At 51.1% G+C, this 19,335-nt stretch carries 24 protein-coding genes, 2 tRNA genes and 1 pseudogene; 11 read left to right on the top strand and 16 right to left on the bottom strand.

The window, feature by feature from the left end:
- A pseudogene (locus B157_RS40650) lies at window positions 1-156 on the bottom strand (IS982 family transposase); the annotation flags it as partial.
- 207 nt (window positions 157-363) lie between these two features.
- On the opposite strand from B157_RS40650, the gene B157_RS0129730 reads away from it, so the two are divergent.
- Window positions 364-1,035: a hypothetical protein gene (locus tag B157_RS0129730; protein ID WP_020606953.1), complete on the top strand. Its 672-nt coding sequence runs from the start codon at window positions 364-366 to the stop codon at window positions 1,033-1,035.
- A 25-nt stretch (window positions 1,036-1,060) separates the two neighbouring features.
- Here B157_RS0129730 and B157_RS0129735 read toward each other — a convergent pair whose 3' ends face one another.
- Window positions 1,061-2,767: a DUF6909 family protein gene (locus B157_RS0129735; protein ID WP_020606954.1), complete on the bottom strand. Its 1,707-nt coding sequence runs from the start codon at window positions 2,765-2,767 to the stop codon at window positions 1,061-1,063.
- Window positions 2,768-2,985: 218 nt separating this feature from the next.
- Here B157_RS0129735 and B157_RS0129740 point away from each other — a divergent pair, with 218 nt between their 5' ends.
- Window positions 2,986-3,930, top strand: coding sequence for a DUF2279 domain-containing protein (locus tag B157_RS0129740; protein ID WP_052647030.1), 945 nt, complete (start codon window positions 2,986-2,988; stop codon window positions 3,928-3,930).
- Between the two features lie 51 nt (window positions 3,931-3,981).
- On the opposite strand, the gene B157_RS0129745 is transcribed toward B157_RS0129740, so the two are convergent.
- Entirely contained in the window at window positions 3,982-4,578 is a 597-nt protein-coding gene (locus B157_RS0129745; protein ID WP_020606956.1) for a hypothetical protein, read from the bottom strand.
- A gap of 169 nt (window positions 4,579-4,747) precedes the next feature.
- On the opposite strand from B157_RS0129745, the gene B157_RS39160 reads away from it, so the two are divergent.
- Both B157_RS39160 and B157_RS0129755 read left to right on the top strand, forming a co-directional pair.
- The gene (locus B157_RS39160; RefSeq protein ID WP_020606957.1) at window positions 4,748-4,924 is read left to right on the top strand and encodes a hypothetical protein; all 177 of its coding nucleotides are present in this window, start codon (window positions 4,748-4,750) and stop codon (window positions 4,922-4,924) included.
- Between the two features lie 65 nt (window positions 4,925-4,989).
- Window positions 4,990-5,397, top strand: coding sequence for a DUF4332 domain-containing protein (locus B157_RS0129755; RefSeq protein ID WP_020606958.1), 408 nt, complete (start codon window positions 4,990-4,992; stop codon window positions 5,395-5,397).
- 86 nt (window positions 5,398-5,483) lie between these two features.
- On the opposite strand, the gene cdaA is transcribed toward B157_RS0129755, so the two are convergent.
- The 7 genes from cdaA to B157_RS0129790 form a co-directional block, all read right to left on the bottom strand.
- Window positions 5,484-6,287 (bottom strand): diadenylate cyclase CdaA, encoded by an 804-nt coding sequence (cdaA, locus tag B157_RS0129760; protein WP_020606959.1) that lies wholly within the window; start codon window positions 6,285-6,287, stop codon window positions 5,484-5,486.
- Window positions 6,288-6,401: 114 nt separating this feature from the next.
- Complete coding sequence (locus tag B157_RS0129765) at window positions 6,402-7,352, bottom strand: ribonuclease Z (protein ID WP_020606960.1); 951 nt, start codon at window positions 7,350-7,352, stop codon at window positions 6,402-6,404.
- Window positions 7,353-7,379: 27 nt separating this feature from the next.
- Entirely contained in the window at window positions 7,380-7,787 is a 408-nt protein-coding gene (locus B157_RS0129770) for an STAS domain-containing protein (RefSeq protein ID WP_020606961.1), read from the bottom strand.
- A gap of 72 nt (window positions 7,788-7,859) precedes the next feature.
- On the bottom strand, window positions 7,860-8,813 hold the full coding sequence (locus tag B157_RS0129775; protein ID WP_020606962.1) for a phosphoribosylaminoimidazolesuccinocarboxamide synthase: 954 nt from the start codon (window positions 8,811-8,813) through the stop codon (window positions 7,860-7,862).
- Window positions 8,814-8,939: 126 nt separating this feature from the next.
- On the bottom strand, window positions 8,940-10,115 hold the full coding sequence (locus B157_RS0129780) for a thiolase family protein (RefSeq protein WP_026309063.1): 1,176 nt from the start codon (window positions 10,113-10,115) through the stop codon (window positions 8,940-8,942).
- A 94-nt stretch (window positions 10,116-10,209) separates the two neighbouring features.
- Window positions 10,210-10,905: a tetratricopeptide repeat protein gene (locus B157_RS0129785; RefSeq protein ID WP_026309064.1), complete on the bottom strand. Its 696-nt coding sequence runs from the start codon at window positions 10,903-10,905 to the stop codon at window positions 10,210-10,212.
- A gap of 51 nt (window positions 10,906-10,956) precedes the next feature.
- The gene (locus tag B157_RS0129790) at window positions 10,957-11,919 is read right to left on the bottom strand and encodes a vWA domain-containing protein (protein ID WP_020606965.1); all 963 of its coding nucleotides are present in this window, start codon (window positions 11,917-11,919) and stop codon (window positions 10,957-10,959) included.
- A gap of 171 nt (window positions 11,920-12,090) precedes the next feature.
- On the opposite strand from B157_RS0129790, the gene B157_RS0129795 reads away from it, so the two are divergent.
- A tRNA-Ser gene (locus B157_RS0129795) sits at window positions 12,091-12,177 on the top strand.
- Between the two features lie 20 nt (window positions 12,178-12,197).
- Window positions 12,198-12,271, top strand: a tRNA-Pro gene (locus B157_RS0129800).
- 98 nt (window positions 12,272-12,369) lie between these two features.
- Here the strand turns inward: B157_RS0129800 and B157_RS38650 are convergent.
- Window positions 12,370-12,543, bottom strand: a complete 174-nt coding sequence (locus B157_RS38650; protein ID WP_020606966.1) for a hypothetical protein — start codon at window positions 12,541-12,543, stop codon at window positions 12,370-12,372.
- On the opposite strand from B157_RS38650, the gene B157_RS40655 reads away from it, so the two are divergent.
- From B157_RS40655 to B157_RS40185, 3 genes are all read left to right on the top strand, one after another.
- Window positions 12,502-12,681 (top strand): ISAon1 family transposase N-terminal region protein, encoded by a 180-nt coding sequence (locus tag B157_RS40655; RefSeq protein ID WP_425423218.1) that lies wholly within the window; start codon window positions 12,502-12,504, stop codon window positions 12,679-12,681. The genes B157_RS38650 and B157_RS40655 overlap by 42 nt on opposite strands.
- Window positions 12,682-12,934: 253 nt before the next feature.
- Window positions 12,935-13,267 carry a transposase gene (locus B157_RS40180; protein ID WP_281168518.1) on the top strand — a complete coding sequence of 111 codons (333 nt, stop codon included), beginning with the start codon at window positions 12,935-12,937 and terminating at the stop codon, window positions 13,265-13,267.
- Window positions 13,268-13,281: 14 nt separating this feature from the next.
- Window positions 13,282-13,488: a transposase gene (locus B157_RS40185; RefSeq protein WP_281168519.1), complete on the top strand. Its 207-nt coding sequence runs from the start codon at window positions 13,282-13,284 to the stop codon at window positions 13,486-13,488.
- Window positions 13,489-13,577: 89 nt separating this feature from the next.
- Here B157_RS40185 and B157_RS0129825 read toward each other — a convergent pair whose 3' ends face one another.
- The 4 genes from B157_RS0129825 to ispG form a co-directional block, all read right to left on the bottom strand.
- Window positions 13,578-14,129, bottom strand: a complete 552-nt coding sequence (locus B157_RS0129825; protein ID WP_020606968.1) for a tetratricopeptide repeat protein — start codon at window positions 14,127-14,129, stop codon at window positions 13,578-13,580.
- 73 nt (window positions 14,130-14,202) lie between these two features.
- On the bottom strand, window positions 14,203-14,568 hold the full coding sequence (locus B157_RS0129830; protein ID WP_020606969.1) for an MmcQ/YjbR family DNA-binding protein: 366 nt from the start codon (window positions 14,566-14,568) through the stop codon (window positions 14,203-14,205).
- Window positions 14,565-14,753, bottom strand: a complete 189-nt coding sequence (locus tag B157_RS37805) for a DUF6728 family protein (RefSeq protein WP_084761888.1) — start codon at window positions 14,751-14,753, stop codon at window positions 14,565-14,567. The genes B157_RS0129830 and B157_RS37805 overlap by 4 nt, the downstream gene beginning before the upstream one ends.
- Before the next feature lie 160 nt (window positions 14,754-14,913).
- Window positions 14,914-16,935, bottom strand: a complete 2,022-nt coding sequence (ispG, locus tag B157_RS0129835; protein ID WP_020606970.1) for a (E)-4-hydroxy-3-methylbut-2-enyl-diphosphate synthase — start codon at window positions 16,933-16,935, stop codon at window positions 14,914-14,916.
- Window positions 16,936-17,219: 284 nt separating this feature from the next.
- On the opposite strand from ispG, the gene B157_RS0129840 reads away from it, so the two are divergent.
- On the top strand, window positions 17,220-17,600 hold the full coding sequence (locus B157_RS0129840) for a hypothetical protein (RefSeq protein ID WP_020606971.1): 381 nt from the start codon (window positions 17,220-17,222) through the stop codon (window positions 17,598-17,600).
- A 61-nt stretch (window positions 17,601-17,661) separates the two neighbouring features.
- On the opposite strand, the gene B157_RS0129845 is transcribed toward B157_RS0129840, so the two are convergent.
- Complete coding sequence (locus B157_RS0129845; protein WP_020606972.1) at window positions 17,662-18,534, bottom strand: lysophospholipid acyltransferase family protein; 873 nt, start codon at window positions 18,532-18,534, stop codon at window positions 17,662-17,664.
- Between the two features lie 181 nt (window positions 18,535-18,715).
- Between B157_RS0129845 and B157_RS0129850 the strand changes: the two genes are divergently transcribed.
- Window positions 18,716-19,312: a WbqC family protein gene (locus tag B157_RS0129850; protein ID WP_245565338.1), complete on the top strand. Its 597-nt coding sequence runs from the start codon at window positions 18,716-18,718 to the stop codon at window positions 19,310-19,312.
- Window positions 19,313-19,335: the final 23 nt, after the last annotated feature.

The following is a 19,335-nucleotide window of genomic DNA, read 5'->3' on the forward strand; positions in this document are numbered from 1 at the left end:
TAGATGATAATAAATCAGAATTGTCATCACCTCACTAAGAGTGAGTTGACTGGGATGATTCTTCTTGTAAGCACCACAGTGGTGAAGAGCTTTAGCAATGATTGAGCGTTGTGCTTTGCAAAAGTCATCGACATCGCAGTAAATTTCGGTCAGCATGTGAGTTCGGGGCTGGTTAGTTTTGTTTGGTTAGCACCCAAAACTACCAATTTCGGCTCATATGCCCTTTAAACGCCGGTTTTAAGAATTTCACAATCCCATAGTTCGCGTTAACATTAACTTAATAAGACTTATGAACCATTCATATGTGTCAACGTAGTAATTTGCCGAGCGAAACTTTTTAATACGTACAAACTCAACATCCGTATGAAACAATTATTTATGCTGGCCCTGATAGGACTGGCTGGAGTAACAGGGTGCTCCCAGAAAGAGTCTGTGCTAAACACGGTTGTGAGTCCGACAACGGACAAAGAAGCTGACATGCTCCGCGTGCAGTTCCAGGGGAAGTATAAGATAGTAAGCTCCCTGAGCGATGTGGCTATTGATGTCAATCAGGACGGAGTAGCCTCGACCAATATGCTTCAGGAGATACCGGATTTAGCCCTGGATAACCAGACCAAGTACAACGTCGAACTTCGTATTACTGACCCCTCCCTGTATAATCCGGCGTATACGCCTGCCAACTACCCCAAAACACCGGAGTACTTTTTTGTACAGTGGTGGCCAGAACAGTTCATTCGAACCGGACCGGGAAAAGTTTGGGATAATAACGAAAAGATTGCCTACAATCCGAATTACGTGGTCGACTATGAGTTTCAGAGTACACTGCGTAAATTCTCGTTCTCCTCCGACCACAAACAGATTACGGTCATTCCGGATGATAATGGAAATCCGTTTCGCTGGATACGGCCCGAATCAGTGACCGTACAGGACAATGGTCAGTTAAAAACCGTTAACAAGCGCAGGGTATACACCAGCGCGGGCGTAACCGATGTAATAATCACTACGGTATATGAGCGGTTTACGACGATTACGTAGCCAGTTAATCTCGTTCGTTCGTCTGTTAACCCGCCCGCAGCACTTTCTCCAGCCACTTCATGGTAATCAGGTACGTTGGTTTGACGCCCAGCGTACCCAAACTGCCCGATGCCAGGGTGGCACCCGTGAGCATGGGGTTATCCGACGCGTAGTAGGCGTAGCGGACTTTTACATCGGCGGGTACACTGTGACGGATTTGCAGGTGGGCCTGAATCGCTTTCTGGTAATGTGCTCCTTCCATTTCCAGGCCAATGGCTTTCCAGGATGACTTGCAGAAGTAGCTCAGGATATCCCGGTTCTGCAAGGAGGTCCCCAGCACCGTAATCATCGCTCCTTCGAACACCGCCAGTCCGTGCCCCTCGAAATCTTCCTTTCGGAAATCATTGTCCAGCGGATAGTTGTCGGCGGTGCCTTCAAAAATGTGTGATGTCGGAATCATCAGGTCGCCTTTGTCGCCGGTCAGAATGCCCGCTTTGCCCATAATCGTGATGGAGGCCACCCTAAGTGGGAATGGTTCATCATTTATTTCGTAGGGTTTCAGCAGTTCGTCCATTGTTTCGAACGCCTGTTCGCCGAAGGCGTAGTCCATCACGAGTAGTAATGGCTGGGTGGCTCGAACATAGTCCGGGTCAGCCCTGAGTTCAGTCGACAAAGTCGTCATGTCGCACTGCGCCAGGTCGATTAGCTGCACCTGCAAACTGGTACCAGCGGTATCTTCCAGTACATGCATCCCATGTTCGACGGCGTAACTGACAACCCGCTTCCGAAGGTCGCGTTTGGCCGACATACTCAGAGTCATGGCCAGGTCGTACAGGTCATCCCAGGTGGTGGCATCAGCCAGAGCCGCCGGAGCATAGAGGCAGTTCATCACGCTGTGCGGATTGGCACTGATGATATGCAGCGGCCGGTCCTGCAACCCGTTTGCCCAGATGTAGGCCTTGATGCGCGTGGCCCAGCGTTCGCCGTACAGGTGCTGACCAACGCGTTCGCGGAGCATGGGCGTAAAATTGATTTCGCGGTCGAGGTTCTTTTCGCGTACCTCGCTGATGGACACGCTACCCAGGCTATGGACGATCTGAAACAGGCCATTATTGGTATTACCCGTTTCCTCAAAACGAAGGTAAGCCCGCTGCGTTTCTTCAAAGGTGCGGCCCAGAATCGAACTAAGGTAGGTCAGGGCGAGTTCGCGCTCATCGTCGGTAACGGTGCCCCCCGACCGGATGATGGTTTCGAGCTTCTCCCACTCCCTCGATTTGCTGCCCCGTTCCTGGAACGCGTTCCGCCGGATTTTGTCGGCTTCCATGAACATAAACGTCAGGTGAGTCAGGATGTCATAGATTTCGCTGCGGCCATTGGTCACTTCAATCACCATCTGGTCCTGGTCGATGCGGTAGCAGTTGCGACGGCGTTTGGCGGGTACCAGCACCGGGAAATGGGCATGCTCGAAACCCTCGCGGGAAGCCAGCGTAACGACCCGGCAGGCTTCGATACCCTTCGGCAAGCGATCCATTACGTATACCAGTCCGTCCAGTTCTACGCGTTGCGGGTCGCCTACGAAGCCATAGATTTCTGGTTGCAGCGTGAGCAGCGCCCGGCGAATCTCTTCGCCCGATACGCCCGATGGTTTGTAAAATCCCCGGTTAAACAAGTGGCGCATGGTAATGTAGAGCCGTTCGATGGCCGCGCGCGATTCCTGGGCGCGGGTAAGCGGAGGGGAAGACTGTTCGTTCATGACTGTTATGCAGCGTATTGACCCGCAAGTTACGCGGTCAACTCCGTACGGACGGTTAGCCGTACGTGAAATTACTGTTTACCGGGGTACAACGTGTACTGCCGGAAATGGGGGATGAGACAGGGAAGACTGTTGCGCTAACCTAAAATTAGCGGCCTGTTGGTGCCGAAAGCAGGACGACGAGTGCGGTTTCGGTGATTTTACGGTACTTTTGGCGCATGAAAATCCCACTTCGGGCGGTTGTCCTCCTTGTATTAACCGGGTTGCTACTGAGTCAGTCCGTGCGGGCGCAACCGATGCCCGGTATACCCACTAGCCCCGACCCGACGGGTATTAACAAAGGTCGCTTTATTGGCGTGGTAGTGAGTACGGCGGCATTTTATACGATTACGCTGCTCTTGCTCAAGAAGCAATGGTACAAGAAACGGGTGCCCTTTCACACCTTCAACGATAACCGGGAGTGGCTCCAGATGGACAAAGTGGGTCACGTGGCTACGGCTTATTGTATGAGTCGGGGTGGGTATGAACTCATGCGCTGGAGTGGTGTTGACGAACGCGCCAGTATCCTGACGGGTGGTTTGCTGGCCCTGCTGTTTCAGACGACGCTGGAAGTGTATGACGGCCATGCTGACGGGTGGGGGTTTTCGAAAGGTGATATGCTGGCCAATGTTGCCGGTACGGCTCTCTTTGTGGGGCAGCAATACGGCACCGGACAGCAGGTGGTAAGCATGAAATATGGGTTCCGGAAAACGATTTTTCCGCCCTACCGCCCAAACTTACTGGGTAAAACCACCGGACAGCAGATGCTTAAAGACTACAACGGGCAGCAGTACTGGCTATCGGTCAACCTGGCATCGGTACTGCCGGTAGGGGAGCGTTTTCCGCGCTGGCTGAATCTGGATGTAGGGTACAGTGGCAGCGGCATGATTGGTGGCCATGATAATCCGGTGGTGTTCGATGCGGATGGAAAGGAGGTGAAGTTTACGCGCTACCGGCAGTTTTTTATCTCGCCCGATGCCGATTTATCCCGCATCGGTACGTTTTCTCCTTCGTTACAGCGATTCATTGGGACAGTTCAGTTTTTCAAGATTCCGGCACCGTCACTGGAGTTCAGTCGGGTAAAAGGCCTTCGGTTTCACCCGCTTATTCTCCCCAAAGAGTAACGCAGTAAGGAGTGTAGCCGCGCATCGCGGTATGGTTCTAGCCTATGGCTGTCATTCGTACCGCCCTCCACCAATATCCAGCCCCAGTTTAAGGCTAAAATAAGCGTTTGAACTCTCGTAGTTCAGATTAGCCCCTGACTGACCAACCACGATTCCCCTGGTTTTGGGCACCAGATTATACTCGGCTCCCAGCACAAAGTGGCGCGCTTTGAAACCAGCCCGCACCATAGCACCAAATTTGGTACCACCGGATATCCCACCATTTACAGAACCCCCATTGTCTGAAAGATTGACACTAAGAATGCTGAACACCCCAGCCCCAGCCCCAATAAAAGGCCGGAAATCAGTATCCGACAGCAGGTAGTTTCCGGTAATCAGGTAAGAGCTTGCCCCTTTTAGGGTTGTTTCACCCTGCTCATTATTCAGCGTATAGGCTTTAATAATCAGGCCCAGTTCGTACCGTAGTCCCAGGTCAATCCGGTCACTAAGTCCGTACTTAGGCTCCACCGACAACAGCAGCCCGCCCGATGCCCCCCGGCCGATGGGGAGCGCGTAGCCGCCAGACAGGTTTACCTTGAACGCCTTGAACTCCTGAGCGGTAGCCGTCATAGTCGTGAGCGTAAACAGAAGCAGAAAAAAACGGTTCATAAGCGTAGTGAGCAGGACTTACTGTAGTAGTCGTTCTGCAAACATACGGTTGTATTGGCTGATTACAACAGTCGGCCGCCGGGTGCTTTTGGTTACCTTTGCTCCGTACATACCCCCGGACAGATCGCTTTGATCAGCCGATTCTGCCGGGAGAGAGCCAGGCTACCTTATGACATTTGACGACTACTTAGCCCAGAAAAAAATTGATGCCGACAGGTTTCAGCAGGCAGAACCCGAACGATTCAGTGAGTGGCAACGCGAATTTGCCCAGATGCATCCCGAAAGCTTTACCGTTCAAAAGAAATTTCTTTTGAATGATACCCGAAGGAAGTACCTTGTTCGTTAACGTGTATATGTTTAAAAGCTTGAAGGTCGGGCTTTGTCTTATCCAACCCATCATTTTATTTTTATATGAGCCTTACATTAGGAGAACTACGGGGCATAACCGATGCCGTACAGAATGCCCTGAAGGCTCAGGGCATCAGTGATAGTGATTCGCTGCTCGAAGCGACTAAAACCCCTAAAGACCGTAAAGAACTGGCTGCCAGTTCCGGCGTTGATGGCGCTGTTATCCTGGAATTGGCTAACCGGGCCGATCTAGCCCGCATAAAGGGAATTGGCCGGGTATACAGCGATCTGATGGAAGAAGCAGGCGTTGATACCGTGAAGGAACTGGCGCAGCGATCCGCTAAAAACCTGCATGCCAAACTGATTGAAATTAACAGCGTCCGGCAGTTTACCCAGCGACCACCCTCCGTAGAGCAGATTGGTGATTTTGTGGAACAGGCAAAGCTCCTGCCCAGAATGCTGGAATACTAAGAAACCGTTTCTACAAAAAAGGGGGTGATCGATCACTCCCTTTTTTATGGCAGGACCTGCGTAAGTCGTTTACTGAATACACCTGATCACTTGGCGGATTTTCGTAAATAGCTTTCCAGTCGATTTTCCAGTTCAGCCTGACTCAGGTTGATAAACAAGTCGCCGTTGATGGCCAGGGACAACCGGCCGCTTTCTTCCGAAACCGCAATAACGGCTGCGTCCGTTGCTTCACTCATCCCCAGTGCCGCCCGGTGGCGAAACCCCAGCGAAGGTGGCAACTCATCATCATCCGATACGGGCAAAATGCAGCGGGCCGCCCGCAAACGACCTTCGCTGATGATAACAGCCCCGTCGTGCAGGGGACTGTACTGACTGAAAATAGCCAGCAATAGCGGTTTGGATACATCGGCATCGATTATCTCGCCCGATTCGGCAAACTTTTCCAGGTCATCGTTTTTCTGAAGCACCAGCAGCCCCCCCGAAAATTCACCGCTCAACGCTTTGCAGGTTTCCATAATGGGTTTCAGCGGGGTATTTGCATCGGTTCTATTGACATCACGGAACAGCCACTGCCGTAGCAGACGACTATTGGTGAGGTTCGTCGACTTGCCAATGAGCAACAAAAAACGCCGGATTTCATGCTGAAAGATGATAATCAGGGCCAATGCGCCAACGCTGATGAAATACTCCAGGAGAGTAGTCATCAGATTAAGACCCAGGGCTTTAACCAATAGATAGGCCAGATAAACCAGCAGGTACCCGATAAATACCCGACTGGCAACACTGCCCCGAACGAGGTTATAGATTTGGTAGATAAGCAGGGCTACCAACCCAATATCGAACAGGTCGAGCCAGCCGATGTCTAAAAATCCCAGGCGAAAAGCCAGCATGTACTAAGTAAAGAAAGTTTCCGGGTTAAATATAAACAGAATCATCCGATGCCGTTACTTTCTGCCTCGAAAGGAGCGATAGCTGCGTATTCCACCGATCAAACCAGCCAGGGCTCAGATATCAATCGTTTGCCCTTCCGTGGCCAGATACGTTTCCGGGAAAACAGCTCGGGCCTCGCTTAGAAATGGCTCGAACTCTTTATATCGGGACGAAAAATGCCCGATCAGCAACTGACCGACACCCGCTTTTTCGGCAATCGTAGCCGCCTGACGAGCGGTAGAGTGAAAAACTTCAGCCGCTCGTGCCTGATTATCTTCCAGAAAGGTGGCCTCATGATACAGTACATCAACACTCTGTAGCTGTGGTATTATCGCATCGGAATACCGGGTATCGGAGCAATACGCGTAGGAGCGGGGAGGGGGTGCCGGTTCTGTATAGTCAGCAACGGCGTAGCGAACAGACCCGTCCGCATCCAGAATATCCTCCCCTTCTTTTAGCTGTTTGAGGTAGGCTACCGGAATATCGGCGGGCAACTTATCCCGCAGCAGGTGGGGCTTGCCCGGTTTTTCCCGAAAGAGGTAGCCCGTACAGTCAACCCGGTGCTCAAGGGGGATGGACTGCACGCTCATGAGCGGATGATCGAGTAAAAATACCGTCTTGTCGGGGTCAACAGCCTGAAAATGTAGCTTATAGCCCAGTCGGGAGTTCGATACACGAAAAATAGTGGTCAGGACCTCGTCCAGACCACGCGGCCCGAACAGGTACAAATCTTCCGTCCGCCCGGCCATGTTCAGCGTCGACAGCAGGGGAGCCAGACCAAAGTAATGGTCGCCGTGCAGGTGACTGATAAAAATATACCGTAATCGGCCGGGCCGGATGCGTTGCTCAATCAACCGGAACTGAGTACCCTCACCGCAATCGATCAGTACATAATCGTTGCCGATGGTTACCAGCTGAGCGGTCTGGTGAAGCCGGAGTGTGGGCGTAGACGAACCCGCTCCCAGAATGGTCAGGGTGAAGGGCGAACGCTTCGGATGCGGATGGTCTGATTTAGCTATACTCACAGATGCTGGTCGGGATGGCTGGTCAGGTTAATTTTCGACACTGCCCCCAAGATCATATTCGTCATCTTCTTCGCTGCGGAAGTCATTTTCCAGTTCATTCATGAACACAGCATCGATGGCTTCCTCTACGGTGGGCATAATGGTCAGTTCGCTCAGATTGGATTTGTCCAGGAACTCAATCAGGTCGTCGTTTTTGGTCACTGCAATGAACAGGCCATTCTCGTTGGTACACTGTCGGCTTGTTTTACGCAGGGTAGTTACTCCTCCCTGATCCACGGATTGAACCGGGTCCATATCAATAATGATATTACTATACCCTTCCCGAAACAAAACGCGGCTAACCGTCTCAAATTCAATAGGAACTTCGTCCGAAAAGGCACTTTCTGTTAAGCGAAGCAGGGCAAACTGTTCGTTTTTTTCGATTGTGTAATTCATAATCTGTCAATTTTTAATGATTGACTGACTACCGGGCAACGGAGCAATGCGCTGCCGGATAATCACTCGAATTTAGTTTTTTAGTACCTGTAGAATGTTTTTTTCGATTCGTACGAGCGGGTCGGCAACCATGTCGGCCCGGAAAGACTGCCCCGTCACGGTTTCAAACAGTTCAATGTACCGGGTTGTTATCTGGTTTACCCACTCGTCCGACATGGCCGGAACAGACTGACCGGTTTTTCCCTGAAAGCCGTTGGCAATGAGCCATTCCCGAACGAACTCTTTGGACAACTGCTTCTGCTGCTGTCCGGCGTTCTGGTTCTGCTCGTACACATCGGCGTAAAAATACCGGGAAGAATCGGGTGTATGTACTTCGTCGATCAAATAAACCGTGCCATTCAGACTCCCAAACTCATATTTGGTATCGACCAGAATGAGTCCCTGCCCGGCCGCCATGTCCGTTCCCCGCGCAAAAAGGGCCAAGGCGTACCGTTCTAACTGGACATATTCCTGTTCCGAAACGATACCCTGTTTCAGGATTTCTTCCCGACTAATGTCTTCATCGTGCCCTTCGTAGGCTTTGGTCGAAGGGGTAATAATGGGTGTTGGCAGGCGGTCATTCTCCCGCAATCCATCGGGCAGGGATACCCCGCACAGTATCCGGTGGCCATCCCGATACTGCCGCCAGGCATGTCCTGCCAGATATCCCCGAACAACCATCTCTACGGCATACGGCTCACATTTCAGGCCGATACTCACGTTAGGGTCCGGCACATCGAGAAGCCAGTTGGGGACGATGTCGGCCGTGGCCCGTAAAAAATAGGCGGCTGTCTGGTTCAGGACCTGTCCTTTGAATGGAATGGGCCGGGGTAGCACTACATCGAACGCTGAGATACGGTCAGAGGCAACCATCACCAGTTTCGGGCCATTGCTCTGATCAGAAAAAGAGTATACATCCCGCACTTTGCCGCGGTAAAAGCCCGTTTGACCGGGGAAATTAAAATTGGTTTCCTGGATGGCGTTCATCAGAATGGGTTTACGGTTTATGGTTTGTGGTTTATGGTTTACGACTGGCTGGTGTGTAACTACGTCGTCATCAGCCAATCGAACCGGCGAACCGGCATAACCAAAAACTCTGAACGATAAACCAAATTACAATTTCTCAATAATAATAGCCGATGCTCCACCGCCCCCGTTGCAGATACCTACTGCCCCATAGCGGCCGCCGGTCTGTTGCAGCACATTGGTAAGCGTCGTGAAAATGCGGGCACCCGATGCGCCCAGTGGATGGCCAATAGAAACGGCTCCGCCCAGTACGTTCATTTTCTCCTGGGGTACGTTCAACACTTTGCTGAACGCCAGTGGTACAACGGCAAAGGCTTCGTTTATTTCAAAAAAGTCGATGTCATCGATGGTCAATCCGGCCCGTTCAATCGCCAGGGGAACTGCTTTCGTGGGAGCGGTGGTAAACCACTGGGGTTCCTGCTCGGCATCGGCGTAGGCCAGAATCCGGACCAGTGGGTTTAATCCCAGTTCGTCCGCTTTCCGTCGGCTCATAACCACCACTGCCGACGCGCCATCGCTGATGGGGGAGGAGCTGGCCGCTGTTACCGTACCATCCGTCGAGAAAGCGGCTTTCAGGGTTGGGATTTTATCGTAGATAACATTTTTATATTCTTCATCTTCCCCAACGGTCACGGTGCCCTTGCGCCCAACCACATCGACCGGTACGATTTCGGCACCAAACTGACCATTTTTCGTACTGGCTTCCGACCGCTGGTAGGATTGAATCGTATAGGCATCCTGCTCTTCGCGGCTGATCGTATATTTCTGGGCCGTCTTATCGGCAAACAGACCCATCGCGCACTCGTCATACACATCGACCAGCCCATCGCGGGCCAGCCCGTCTACCAGTTCCGCGTTTCCGTATTTATAGCCAAAACGTGCTTTTGGTACGTAATAGGGGATATTCGACATGCTTTCCATACCACCCGCCACAACAATATCGGCCTGCCCAAGCTGAATGGCCTGAGCCGCCAGCATAATGGCTTTCGTGCCCGATGCACAAACTTTATTGATGGTCGTACACGGAATGGTTGCCGGTAAACCCGCTTTCAGGGCGGCCTGTTTGGCTGGAGCCTGCCCCAGGTTAGCCGACACGACATTACCCATGTACACTTCCTGTACCTGTTCGGGCTGGATACCGGCTCGGGCCAAAGCCCCTTTTATGGCTGCCGCTCCCAGGTCAATGGCCGACAGCGTGGAGAATACACCGCCAAAACTGCCAATGGGTGTGCGAACAGCGGTAATAATAACAACTTCGTTCATGTTCTTTGTATTTAGGGTATTCAGTCTGAGGTATTCGGTTGGCTGACGCGTAAAAGCTGTTGATGCGTCAGCCAACCGTAAACCGCAAACCGAATTACCACCGATTCGTGTTTTCTTTGGGTTTTGTTCCCGTTCGGCGGGCTGCCCGCGTCAATGCATAAGGCAGGTCATCACCCCGCATGGCATCGAGCAGTTGCATGGCTTGGGCTTCATTCAGGTTAAGCCGCTGAAAACGACGCAATAGCTCATCCTGCCGGTCTGACCGTTCAACCTGTTGCCCGCCTGAAGGTTTTGGTTTCGTAATGGGTTGCGGTTTCTGACCAGCATCCTGCGGACGTTTCTGAGTAGCCGGAGGTTTGCCGGAGTAACGGGTTTTTACCAGTTCAAAATTATACCGGGCCGGTTCATTATTGGAATTTTCGAGCAGTGCTTTTTCAAACAGGACCAGTGCTTTTGCGCTGTCACCTTCCAGGCAGGCCATTACGCCCAATTGTGTCGCGGCTGCTGTACGAAGGTCGGCCCGGTCGGACTGGAGCAGTGTTTCATACTGGGGTCTTGCTTTTGCATACCGCTTCAGATTAAAATAGGTATGGCCAAGATTTAACCGCACGGCTGGATCAATCGTTGTTGTTCGCTTGCTCAGATAGGCATATAATTCCAGGGCACGCTGATACTGACCGGCCTGATAGGCGGCCTGTGCATCCTGGCGAGCCTGATTATTCTGCGAAACCTGATTTTGTGCGAGTAAATTATTCAACCAAAGCCAGGCCGCAATGACTAAGTACATCATAATAGCATAACCAATGGGTGGTCAAAAATAAGACGAAACATTGAGACCAACTCATAACCGAAAGGTTCGGATAGTCACAATTAAGTCGAGAAGGAGCAATCCCAGCGCAGCCAGGAGGAAATAATAGTATTTATTTGTCGAAACCGCTATGCGCTGCTGGTCGATGGCTCCCCCTTTCAGCGACCGTAAAACGCCGGCTAACTCATTTATATATCGGCCATTGACATCGGCCTGAATATATTGCCCCCGTCCATCCCGCGCAAGATTCTTTAGAAACTCGCTGTTCAGACGGCTGCGAACAATCTGGCGGCTATCGTCGCGAATAAAATCTCGTCCATTCCGAATGGATGCCCCTGTTTCGGTACCGACCCCCACGGTGATGAGGGGCATATTCTGCGTGCGAAGCCGGGCTAATGCGCTACGCTCGCAGGGGGCAAAATTTTCACCGTCACTGAACAGAACGATGGACCGGACGTTTTGGCGGGTCGATGGGTCGGTCAGTAATTTCTGATAAGCCAGTTCGATAGCACTGCACAGGTCCGTTCCCCCGGTTGGGACAATGCTGGTATGTACTTCGCGGATGAGTTGCTTGAGGGCATCCTGATCCGCAGTAAGTGGCGATAAGACGAAGGACTCAGATGATGCCAGCACCAATCCGAACCGGGTAGCGGGCAGCGTGTCGCACAACTGCTGAATATCGTATTTTACCCGCTCCAAACGGGTTGGCACTACATCGCTGGCATCCATAGACCGGGATATGTCAACCAGCAGATACGTGTCATGGCCGGTAGTGGCCAGTTCACTTTCCGCTTCGCCGAAGGAAGGCCCCAATAACGCAATGATCAATAACGTAAGGTAGCTTCCACGCAGAAAAAATTTAGGTACTACGCCCCAGGCTGACGTATTTAACTGGCGGGCCAGCCGAAAAGTACGCCATACGTACAGCGTGTAGACGCTGATAAAAAGAAAAATGAAAATAAATTCGGTACGCGAAAAAGGATATAACCAGTTCATTCAGTAAAGTATCAGGCTGAGACTGACTTGGTTTGGTAGGGAAGCTATCCCAAAACGGAAAGGCGAAATTAATGATTACAAAAAGATTTTTGGACTCCCTATTGACCTAAACGATGAATTACTCTATCTTTGTGTCCCAATCGTTCAGGAAGAAGGGAATGATTGGGCTTCGGAGAGATGCCTGAGTGGCCGAAAGGAACAGTTTGCTAAACTGTCGTACTGGTAACGGTACCGAGGGTTCGAATCCCTCTCTCTCCGCTGAGTACAGAGTAAACCTTCGGGGTGTAGCGTAGCCCGGTATCGCGCCTGCTTTGGGAGCAGGAGGTCGTAGGTTCGAATCCTGCCACCCCGACACTGAAAATCAAGCACTTATCAGCAATGGTAAGTGCTTTTTTCATTTCGACTAACACGGGATCAAATCTAAAAGTTGTGGAGTGGATTGTATTTGGATCAATTCAAAAACTTGTGGAGGGCATAGGCTTTTTCTAGCTTTGTGAGTTTGATCACCCCTAGCTCGTTTTGGAGAGTTTCTTGCCTATCATCCAGTTCCTGTTGCCCGATTTTATCCTGGAACATTTCGAATTGACATCCATTGACCGTCAGGATGGTATCTTTCAGGTCCATATCGAAGAGAAAAACGCGGATCAGAACAATCTAGAAAGGAAAAAACTACTCTCCAAAGGCTTTTTCCCACCGATCACCGTCCAGGATTTTCCCCTCCGTGGACACCAGGTTTTCCTCCCTATCAAGCCTCGTCGGTAGCTCAATACCCAAACCGGTAAAGTCGTGTATCCAGATTGGACCCATGTGGCGGATGGAGCGCGGATGACCAGTGAGTTTGCCGCTTTTTTAAAAGATATCAGTCGATACCAACCCCACTAACATCCGATCCATCGGAGGCTTTTATGGGGTTGATGGCAGCACCCTATTGCGGCACTATGGTGACCTTCAGGATGGATTTAAAAATTGGGATCAACGCCAGCATGCTAAAGACTGGTTGCTTTACCCTCAAAATGTGGGTACGCATCTGTCTATTGATGAAACGAGTCTGTGGAATGGGGAGTTGTATACGATTCTGACCAATAAAGCGGCCAAAGGCGGTAAGGGTAGCATTGTGGCCATTATGGCAGGCGCCAAAGCCCAGATAGTCATTGACATCCTGCAAAAAATCCCCGAAAAGCTTCGTAAAAAAGTATGTGAGATTACCCTCGACATGGCCAGTAATATGGCTTTGATGGCCAGGAAATGTTTCCCAAAGGCTATTCAAGTGACCGATCGTTTTCATGTTCAACAATTAGCCCTGGAGGCCAGCGGGACAGCTTACTTTTTGAACGATATCCTGCCTTGAAGCGGGCTTATGAATTGAGCAAGTCACTGATCCTTATCTTCGCGACGACCACTGACAAACTCTACGGCTTAGGGCGTTTAGCCAAGTGGCATGAGCAGGTACGCCAGGCTGGTTTCAAGGCCTTCAACACGGTGGCTCGCTCGATCCAGAACCATTATCCGACCATCCTGAACTACTTTGACAATCGAAGTACCAATGCGTCGGTTGAATTCTTTAATTAAGACGGTTACGGGGCAAACGAAGTACGTTTGTAAGCCAGAGCATAGCCGCTGTCGGTCAGTGATGGCCTTGCTTGTCAGCGTGTCAGGTTTTATCGCTGAAAAACGGGCCGGGTAAACGGTGGCTGGAGGAGCAGGTGAAAGGAGTTTTCATCGCCCAGTGCAATGGCCCGGCGGAGGTCATTTTCGGCCTGGGGGAGTTGGCGGAGTTCAATTCGGGCCAGGGCACGCCAACGGTAGGCGTCGGGTTGCTCATCCCTGAAATGCCAAACGGCTTTATCGAACTCCCGGAATGCCTGCTGAAATTCGTTGGTCTTGTAATACGCAATGCCGCGCTCCAGATAACAATCTGCCAGGGTATTGTCCCGATTCAGGGCTTCGGTCAGGTCGTAAATGGCGGAGTAATAGTTTGCCTGAGCGAGCTGGCATTTGCCCCGGTAGGCATACGCAATGGCTGATTTTGGCTGTTGCTGTACGACATTGTCGAAGTAGGTATGTGCTTCAATAATATCTGATTGCTGGAAGAGATCAATGCCTTTTTTGAACCGTTTTCGATCCTTATCGGCATCGGTATCATGGTCGACCATGTAATACCGGATGGTTAAATAAATACCAAAAAACAGACACAACAACGCAATTTCCATATCTCCGTATGATTGCTTCTATAGGTACTGAGTTAAGTTAAGGCGGAGTGGCTTTCTTCTGCAAACCGCAACATTAGTTTAGTTCGGCCTGAACGGCCCTGGGTAAACTCTTTTTAACCAGCTCGTAGGAGTGGTCTATCCAGTCGTGAACGTCGGCCATTCGAATGCTTCCGTCGAGGGTGACGGTGTTCCAGTGGGTCTTGTTCATGTGGTAACCGGGCGTTACAGCGGAATGTTCTTCCCGTAGCATAACGGCCCGTTCGGGGTCGCATTTCAGGTTGACTGTCGTCGGTGTGCTCTCCGTAGCTAACAAAGCGAACATCTTGCCCGGCGTTCCGGCAGCCCCCACTTTAAACACCAGCGCATCACCGCCAAACGGAAACGATTCGGTAACGCTGGGTTTAGTTATGCAGTATTCGCGCAGTGTCTCGGTATTCATCGTGCGCAGTGCCGGACGGTGTAAATAATGATAGCGACCAAGAACATGACAATCGAAATTCGATTGATTCCGTGCATCATACGCAGGTTTACACTGGTTGGGTGGTTCGGGTCGGGCTTGCGAAACACGCGCAGGAAATAAGAAAAAACAGGACCAATTTTGAGGTAATCTAAGAATCTATTCACGAGCAATTAATGTATAGCGGACCGCGCGGGCAGCCCCGATTGACGAAATGAAGAATGGATTATGTACCTGCAAAAACGAGTAACGAACGCGGGCAAAAAAACACTACCTTACGTGTAGCCGGATTGTTTAATAGTCATTATGGGGCACCCGTGCGGTTTATTATTCATGCACTAAACCTGGTTCAATCCACCGCGCATCTTCCCGGATGAGTTCAATTAATTCATCAACAGCCCGATCGGCGGGAACCGATTTTTTGATGACCTGTTGTCCCCGGTACAGGGCAATTTTGTCGCGCCCGATGCCCACGTAGCCATAATCGGCATCGGCCATTTCGCCCGGACCATTTACAATACAACCCATAATGCCAATTTTAACCCCTTTCAGATGATCGGTGCGCTGGCGGATGCGGGCCGTCGTTTCCTGTAAGTCGAACAGCGTGCGGCCGCAGGATGGACACGATATGTATTCGGTTTTGGTGATGCGGGTACGGGCGGCCTGTAAAATACCAAAGGCCAGACTGTTGAGCGTTTTTAGATCTCCACTTTCCGGCTGTGCCAGCATAATCCCATCGCCCAGGCCATCGATCAGCAATCCACCCACGTCGGTGGCGGCATACAGGGGGACATCTTCGTCCGGTACGTTGGAATAACTTCGCTGCACAGCAATGGGTGTTGTAATGCTCTGATTAATCAACTCAACAAACAACCGGCGCAGTTCCGGCATGGCGTGGGCATTGTCGGTTTTTATAAGCAGCACAACGGTCTGGTCATCGCGAAATCTGTCGAGCAGGTTTTTTGAACATTCCGGTAAGGATAACTGAACGAAGTTGAGCCGGGTGTGCAGGGGCATTTTCTCCGTCTCGGCCTGTATATATTCCGCTGCGGTCAGTAGCGGAAAGGTATTGAGTATATCAGTAGTCGTCTGCCAGATCCCATAATCCAGAATCTGCTTCAATCCATTCGGCAACATGAAGGCTGCCGGATGTTTTCCCGTGTAGATGTAATCAGCCCCCAGGTCATTCATTCGCCACTTGTCGGGTTCGGGCAGGTAAAAATGCCCGATGGGCTTCAAATCGTCATGAACAACTACCGGCGTCCGGCTGAAATCGGCAATGACACGCGGTACGTTCTGACCACCGAAATTAGCAACCGAATGAGTTGTTCGGCGGGTGTACTGGAATGGGGTAATCGGGTAAGTATTGATAGCCGGAATTGGCTGGCTCATTTCTGTCCGCTTTGTGTAGCGGTCGATGAGCGCCTGGGCAACGGGCGCTTCGCGTTCCGGCTCTTCCGTGAGCGATACGCGAACGGTATCACCGATACCATCTTCCAGCAGCGTGCCAATACCCAGGGCCGATTTTATGCGTCCGTCTTCAGCTTCACCGGCTTCGGTCACGCCCAGGTGCAGGGGGTAGGGTTTTAAGCCTTCCTGATCCAGCCGCTGTACCAGCAGTCGATAGGCCTGCACCATCACCTGCGGGTTGCTGGACTTCATACTCAGTACGATATTATAATACTGCTCATCCTCGCAGATGCGCAGAAACTCCAGCGCCGACTCTACCATGCCCACCGGCGTGTCGCCGTAGCGGCTCAGAATCCGGTCGGAGAGGGAGCCATGGTTGGTGCCGATGCGCATGGCCGTACCGTATTCTTTGCAGATGCGTACCAGCGGCAGAAACTTGGCCCGGATACGCTCCATCTCGGCGGCATAAGCATCGTCGGTATAGTCGATAAACTCGAAGCGTTTGCGGTCGGCGTAATTGCCGGGGTTGATGCGGACTTTCTCCACAATCCGGGCGGCCAGTTCGGCCGCGTTGGGGGTGAAGTGAATGTCGGCGACAAGGGGTGTGGTGTAGCCACGCGCCCGTAGTTCTTTGCGAATGTTCTCCAGATTCTGGGCTTCCTTCACGCTGGGCGCCGTAATCCGGATATACTCGCAACCCGCTTCAATCATCCGGATACTCTGCTCTACCGAACCCGCTGTATCCATCGTATCGATGGTAGTCATGGATTGTACCCGGATTGGGTAATCAGACCCCATCGGCACATCACCAATGTTGACCGTTATGGTCTTTCGGCGAATGTACTGCGTAAGCGAGGGCGTGTACAGAACGGCTGGGTTGGATTGATCCGGCAAACCGGCTGTGGCTGAGATGGAAGGGGTAAGCAGTGAATCGAGCATACAAGTTGCGGCAGGGCTGTTTTTACACAAACAAAGGTACGGAAAAAGCCACTGTCCGGTTTTGACATCTGGTCAACTGGAAAACGTAAGGTTTTACGTAAATGTTCGCTTTTGATGATAAACATCATTCGTGCAAATAACATTGATAGTGAGTTTTTTATGTCAGAAGGGGTAAACAAAAGAGTTGTTTACCAGTTGATTCGTTCGAAGACTGCAAGCATATATGAAATGGGGTTTGAGTCAAAAACTGGAAATACAACCAATTAACTAACGAAAACAACGCTATGAAAACTAAAGTAGTAAGTGCTCTCGCATTAACGCTGCTGCTAACCGTTGGGGCCTATGCCCAGGAAAACGCAGCCATGACTAAACAGGAGAAGAAAGAAGCACGGCAGCAGGTGAAAGCCGAGCGAAAAGCCCGCGTGAAAAGTGACCTCAAAAATGCTGGCGAACACGTAGGTGATGCCGCTGATGAAGCGGGGCAGGGGATAAAGCGGAAGGCCAAAGTAGCTGGTGCCGCTGTGGATACCACGGCCCAGAAGGTAGGGCGGGCAGTTAACAAGGGCCTGGACAAAGCCGAGAATGCCATTGTTACGGAAGGCGATAAACTGAAAGCTAAACGGGATTCGACACAGGCTGTTAAAGCCCGGCGCGATTCACTGTAAACCGTTTCTGCGGTTGGCTAACCAAACGTCCCGAGAGCACCTGCTTTCGGGACGTTGTTTTTTAGTTGAGCTTGGCCACAATCTTTGCGTATTTCTCCCGCCAGTGCTTCCACCGTTTGTGCGACCAAAGCCAGTCGGACGGGTGCTTCCGGATGGTATATTCAATCAAATCCCGGTATCGTTCCATGATGCTGCCGAGGGGTAAATCATCATAAGGCGGTTCGGCAACGGGCTTGATCGTGGCTTCGTAGTAACCCCGCCGGATGCGCGTAATGTCCAGATAAAATACGGGTAGTTTCTGCCGTCGGGATAAGCGCTCGGAGCCGGGGTAGAAGGGGGAGTCGCGGTGCAGGAAGTCGGTCCAGAAAGCCTGTTCGGGGATGTCAGGCACCTGATCGGACCCAAGGGCAATCAGGCGGGGATTGTGCCGGTTGGCGGCCAAATGGCGGGGTAAACTGTGCATCGACACCACGTTGCCGCCAAAATGAGACCGGATGTAAAACAATAACTTCCCGGAAAATTCACTGGTCAGGGGTTTATACACAATGTCGATGGGTATATCGTGTGCCCGGATAGCCTGCGCATACCACTCCCAGTTGCACTGGTGCGACCCCATGGCAATAACGGTTTCCCCCGCCTGTATCCTCGCCCGGATGGCTTCGGCATTCGTAATCCGGACGTGTCTGCGCATCTCCTCGGCCGACATGCCCGGAATCTTGACCGTCTCAACGATAATGTCGGCTAAGTTGTAGTAAAAACCATTCATGATAGACTGGATTTCAGCCGCTGATTTTTCGGGAAACGACAGGCGTAAATTTTCCAGGATTACCTCCCTGCGATACCGAACTATATAGCGCATCAAAAAATGCAGAACATCAGAAATGCCATATAGGATGCCAAAGGGTAATCGTGATAAAAATCGGAAAAACATCATTTAATGATCGAATTCTGTGCAAAAGCGAAAAAGAAGGGATTTACCCTTAAATTAAAAAAATACTAAACCCCCGTTGGTCGTATTGAATTTTTGCTTTATTTGTGAACGGATAGATAAATTGTTATTGGAAAAGTACCTGTTAGCCCCTTCACCGACGAATTTACTCATTGAACTACACTATTTGCCCTGTCTGGATTACATATCGGGGCTAATGCGATTCGGAGGGGTGCAACTTGAAGCCCAGGAACATTATCAGAAGCAAAGTTACAGAAATCGGTGCTACATCCGGACAGCCAACAAAGTAGATGTGCTGACGGTGCCCGTTCAAAAGGGAACACATCACCAGCCCATCCGCGACCTTAAGTTGGCGACTGATCGCTCCTGGCAACTGCACCACTGGCGTAGTTTACAGGCTGCCTACGGAAAGGCTCCCTTTTTTGAGTACTACGCTCCCGATTTTGCGCCTGTTTATCAGAAGAGCTGGGTTTTTTTATTTGACTTAACGTATGAATTGCTGACAATTTGTCTGAAATCAATGCAGGTACGTATACCCATAAACCTGACAAAATGGTACGAGAAAACGGCATCAGCCGGGCTGTTTGATGCCCGGTCGAAGGTGAATCCGGCCAATAAGCCGGAAACGTATGTATTCCATCAGCCAATCGTCTATCCACAAAACTTTGGCCAAGATTTTGTACCCAATCTTAGCATTATAGACCTGTTGTTTTGCCAGGGACCGTCCGCTACGGATGTGTTGATGGCGGGCCTTCGGGAGTGAACAAATCCTTAAAACTCTTCGTT

The sequence above is a fragment of the Spirosoma spitsbergense DSM 19989 genome, from assembly GCF_000374085.1.
Classification (GTDB): Bacteria; Bacteroidota; Bacteroidia; order Cytophagales; family Spirosomataceae; genus Spirosoma; species Spirosoma spitsbergense.

Excerpts from the sequence above, each read along its gene's own strand:
- B157_RS0129780 (WP_026309063.1), bottom strand. The coding sequence starts at position 10,115 with ATGAACGAAGTTGTTATTATTACCGCTGTTCGCACACCCATTGGCAGT.
- B157_RS0129740 (WP_052647030.1), top strand. The coding sequence starts at position 2,986 with ATGAAAATCCCACTTCGGGCGGTTGTCCTCCTTGTATTAACCGGGTTG.
- B157_RS0129790 (WP_020606965.1), bottom strand. The coding sequence starts at position 11,919 with ATGAACTGGTTATATCCTTTTTCGCGTACCGAATTTATTTTCATTTTT.
- B157_RS0129785 (WP_026309064.1), bottom strand. The coding sequence starts at position 10,905 with ATGATGTACTTAGTCATTGCGGCCTGGCTTTGGTTGAATAATTTACTC.
- B157_RS0129735 (WP_020606954.1), bottom strand. The coding sequence starts at position 2,767 with ATGAACGAACAGTCTTCCCCTCCGCTTACCCGCGCCCAGGAATCGCGC.
- B157_RS0129830 (WP_020606969.1), bottom strand. The coding sequence starts at position 14,568 with ATGAATACCGAGACACTGCGCGAATACTGCATAACTAAACCCAGCGTT.
- B157_RS0129840 (WP_020606971.1), top strand. The coding sequence starts at position 17,220 with ATGAAAACTAAAGTAGTAAGTGCTCTCGCATTAACGCTGCTGCTAACC.
- B157_RS38650 (WP_020606966.1), bottom strand. The coding sequence starts at position 12,543 with ATGGACCTGAAAGATACCATCCTGACGGTCAATGGATGTCAATTCGAA.
- B157_RS0129730 (WP_020606953.1), top strand. The coding sequence starts at position 364 with ATGAAACAATTATTTATGCTGGCCCTGATAGGACTGGCTGGAGTAACA.
- B157_RS39160 (WP_020606957.1), top strand. The coding sequence starts at position 4,748 with ATGACATTTGACGACTACTTAGCCCAGAAAAAAATTGATGCCGACAGG.
- B157_RS0129755 (WP_020606958.1), top strand. The coding sequence starts at position 4,990 with ATGAGCCTTACATTAGGAGAACTACGGGGCATAACCGATGCCGTACAG.
- B157_RS0129825 (WP_020606968.1), bottom strand. The coding sequence starts at position 14,129 with ATGGAAATTGCGTTGTTGTGTCTGTTTTTTGGTATTTATTTAACCATC.
- B157_RS0129770 (WP_020606961.1), bottom strand. The coding sequence starts at position 7,787 with ATGAATTACACAATCGAAAAAAACGAACAGTTTGCCCTGCTTCGCTTA.
- B157_RS0129775 (WP_020606962.1), bottom strand. The coding sequence starts at position 8,813 with ATGAACGCCATCCAGGAAACCAATTTTAATTTCCCCGGTCAAACGGGC.
- B157_RS0129845 (WP_020606972.1), bottom strand. The coding sequence starts at position 18,534 with ATGATGTTTTTCCGATTTTTATCACGATTACCCTTTGGCATCCTATAT.
- B157_RS0129745 (WP_020606956.1), bottom strand. The coding sequence starts at position 4,578 with ATGAACCGTTTTTTTCTGCTTCTGTTTACGCTCACGACTATGACGGCT.
- ispG (WP_020606970.1), bottom strand. The coding sequence starts at position 16,935 with ATGCTCGATTCACTGCTTACCCCTTCCATCTCAGCCACAGCCGGTTTG.
- cdaA (WP_020606959.1), bottom strand. The coding sequence starts at position 6,287 with ATGCTGGCTTTTCGCCTGGGATTTTTAGACATCGGCTGGCTCGACCTG.